Source organism: Trebonia sp., assembly GCF_049794275.1.
Taxonomy (GTDB): domain Bacteria; phylum Actinomycetota; class Actinomycetes; order Streptosporangiales; family Streptosporangiaceae; genus Trebonia.
Genome location: NZ_JBARCR010000876.1, coordinates 1 through 2,515 on the forward strand (window position 1 = coordinate 1; position 2,515 = coordinate 2,515).

Here is a 2,515-nt window from a genome sequence, read left to right on the forward strand (position 1 = left end):
GCCCGGTACCAGCGCGCGCCCAGGTACTCCAGCAGGTCGAGCGCGGGCGCGGCGGCCAGCCCGTCCCGGTCGCCGGCCGGGACCCGCGCGGAGCGCAGCAGCCGGGACACGTCCACCGGCCCGAAGGCGTGCATGGCCGAATAGTCGGGGAACATCCCGGCGAGGAACAGCGACACGTCGCCGAGCCTGCGGTAGATGCCGGGCCGCGACTCTTCCGGCGCGACCTCGATCAGCCCGGCCAGCTTCACCGGGTCAAGCTCGCTGAACCGCCGCGTCCGCGACCGCCCGCCAGACCCCGCGCCCTGACCAGGCGCGGAGCCAGGCCCCGAATCGCCCCACCGCGACGGCACCCGGTACCGTCCGCTCGCGACCCGGGTGAACGACGCCAGCAGCTCCGCGAGGAACAGCCGTCGCTCCGCGGAGCCGAGGAAATCACGCAGCTCAGGCGTGTCGAAGACGGGGACCCGCTGCCGCAGCCCGGACCGTTCCGGCAGGTAGTCCATGTCTGCCAGGTCGGCGACCGCCCGGTGCACCGCCACGCCGAAGGCGAGGAATGGCGATGCCAGCACCAGCACCTCCGGCGTCGCGGACGTCGGAGACGGCGCCCCGAACACCGCCGAGAACACCCGCGGGTCCGCCAGCAGCCCCTCGATGGCGGCGGCGTCACCGGCCAGCTCCGCCACCGCGGCGGCAGAGGCACCCACGGCCCGCGCGAGCAGCCGAAGGTCCGCCTGAGTGAGGTAGTCGGCGTACGCGGAAACCTCCATACATCACCTCATACCCGTAGACACCCGCACTCATCCGGCGAAGAGTGTCAACCATGGCCACCACGTACCACGCCGAACACGTGGGCAGCCTTCTCCGGCCGCCTTATCTCCTGCGGGCCCGGGAGGCTCACGAGACGGGCGAGCTGACGACGGCGCAGCTCCACGAGGTCGAGGACCGCGCGATCGCCGAGCTCCTCGATGTCCAGAAGCAGGCCGGCCTGACCGTGTTCACCGACGGCGAGGCGCGCCGCGAGTCCTGGCGGTCTGGCCTGCTGGAGTCGCTCGGCGGCATCGAACCGGCCAGCAGGACACTGCGCTGGTACCGGAACGGCAAGGAGCTCTCGCCGGAGGAAACGCTCAGCGACGGCGCGGTCGCGGTCGCCACGGTGTCGAGAAAGCAGGACCTGACCGGCGTCGAGGCCACCTTCATGGCCGCCCGCGCGCCCGGCACGTTCAAGATCACGATGATCAGCGCCTCGATGGGCGGGATGATCTGGGACCGCGAGCGCAGCTCCGCCGTCTACCCCGCGCCGAACGACCTCATCGAAGACCTCGCAGCCCTCCAGATCGACGAGATCGGCGGCCTGGCCGCCAGGGGCGTCCGCTGGGTCCAGCTCGACTCGCTCAGCTACAACCAGGTGATCGACCCGGGCGCCACCGGCCGCACCCGGGCCGCCCTCACACCGGAGCAGGCCCTCGACGCCGCGATCACCGTGGACAGCAAGATCGTCACCGCCGTCAAGCGCGAGCACCAGGACCTCACCGTGGGCATGCATATCTGCCGCGGCAACTACCGCAGCTCCTGGATGGCGCAGGGCGGCTACGAGCCGGTCGCCGAACGGCTGTTCAGCGAGGTGCCCGTCGACAGGTTCCTGCTCGAGTACGACACGGAACGGGCCGGCGGCTTCGAGCCGCTCCGCTTCGTCCCGCCAGGGCCGACGGTGGTCCTCGGCCTGGTCACCACCAAAGTCCCCCAGCTGGAAACCCGCGACGACCTGCTGCGCCGCATCGACGAGGCCGCCCGCTACGCGCCGCTCGAGCAGCTGGCGCTCAGCCCGCAGTGCGGCTTCGCATCCGGCTCCCTCGGCAACCTCATCACGGTCGACGATGAACGCCGCAAGCTCGATCTCGTGGTCTCGGTGGCTGGCCAGGTGTGGGGATGACCCGGCCGGGGCACCAGCATACGTAGGAGGTACGAGCATGCGGCTGGGCAAGGAACAGGCGGCGGGTTACGTCGAGGACACAGAAACCGTCTCCGCGGCGGAGGATCTGATCACTCATCCGGAACGTACGCCGCCGGCTCCAGAACCAGAACCGGCTGTCCGGGCTCGCTGACCCGGCGGCTGGCGAGGCACCCCGGTGGCGCGGTTCCCCATACCCGGGCGCCCGGGAGGGCCACCGGGCGCGGAGCGTCCGGACCGGCCGTTCACCGGGTACAAGCTGGCGCGCGCCGTGCTGTCCGCGGACTGCGCGAAGACGGCGTTCGCCGGGCTGACCCTCGGCGCGGAACGCGTGTACGGCGTCACCGCCGAAGCGTCCTGCGTGTGGACGCCGCGGCATGCGCCGCCACGCCGCTGGTGCGGCTGCGGGTTCTACTGCCTGCACGAGCTGGCCGACGCGCAGGCGCTCGGCTGCGCGACAGAGAACCGGTCAGCGCTGCTGATCGAGGTGGCGGCCTCCGGCCGGTACATCCGCTACGAGCGCGGGCTGCGCTACAGCAGGCAGCGAGTCCGGGTGATTTCCGGCTG

4 protein-coding genes are annotated in these 2,515 nt (G+C 71.7%); 3 read left to right on the top strand and 1 reads right to left on the bottom strand.

Features of this window, described 5'->3' with window-relative positions:
• Nucleotides 1-767, bottom strand: a 767-nt coding sequence (locus tag WA805_RS22600) for a hypothetical protein (protein ID WP_425243340.1), incomplete at its 3' end; no start/stop codon positions are given.
• 53 nt (nucleotides 768-820) lie between these two features.
• Here WA805_RS22600 and WA805_RS22605 point away from each other — a divergent pair.
• From WA805_RS22605 to WA805_RS22615, 3 genes are all read left to right on the top strand, one after another.
• Nucleotides 821-1,930 carry a 5-methyltetrahydropteroyltriglutamate--homocysteine S-methyltransferase gene (locus WA805_RS22605; RefSeq protein ID WP_425243341.1) on the top strand — a complete coding sequence of 370 codons (1,110 nt, stop codon included), beginning with the start codon at nucleotides 821-823 and terminating at the stop codon, nucleotides 1,928-1,930.
• Between the two features lie 37 nt (nucleotides 1,931-1,967).
• Complete coding sequence (locus WA805_RS22610) at nucleotides 1,968-2,102, top strand: hypothetical protein (RefSeq protein WP_422277081.1); 135 nt, start codon at nucleotides 1,968-1,970, stop codon at nucleotides 2,100-2,102.
• 24 nt (nucleotides 2,103-2,126) lie between these two features.
• On the top strand, nucleotides 2,127-2,515 hold a 389-nt coding region (locus tag WA805_RS22615; protein WP_425243342.1), incomplete at its 3' end, for a hypothetical protein.

Coding starts and splice junctions, on each gene's coding strand:
- WA805_RS22605 (WP_425243341.1), top strand. CDS start 821: ATGGCCACCACGTACCACGCCGAACACGTGGGCAGCCTTCTCCGGCCG.
- WA805_RS22610 (WP_422277081.1), top strand. CDS start 1,968: ATGCGGCTGGGCAAGGAACAGGCGGCGGGTTACGTCGAGGACACAGAA.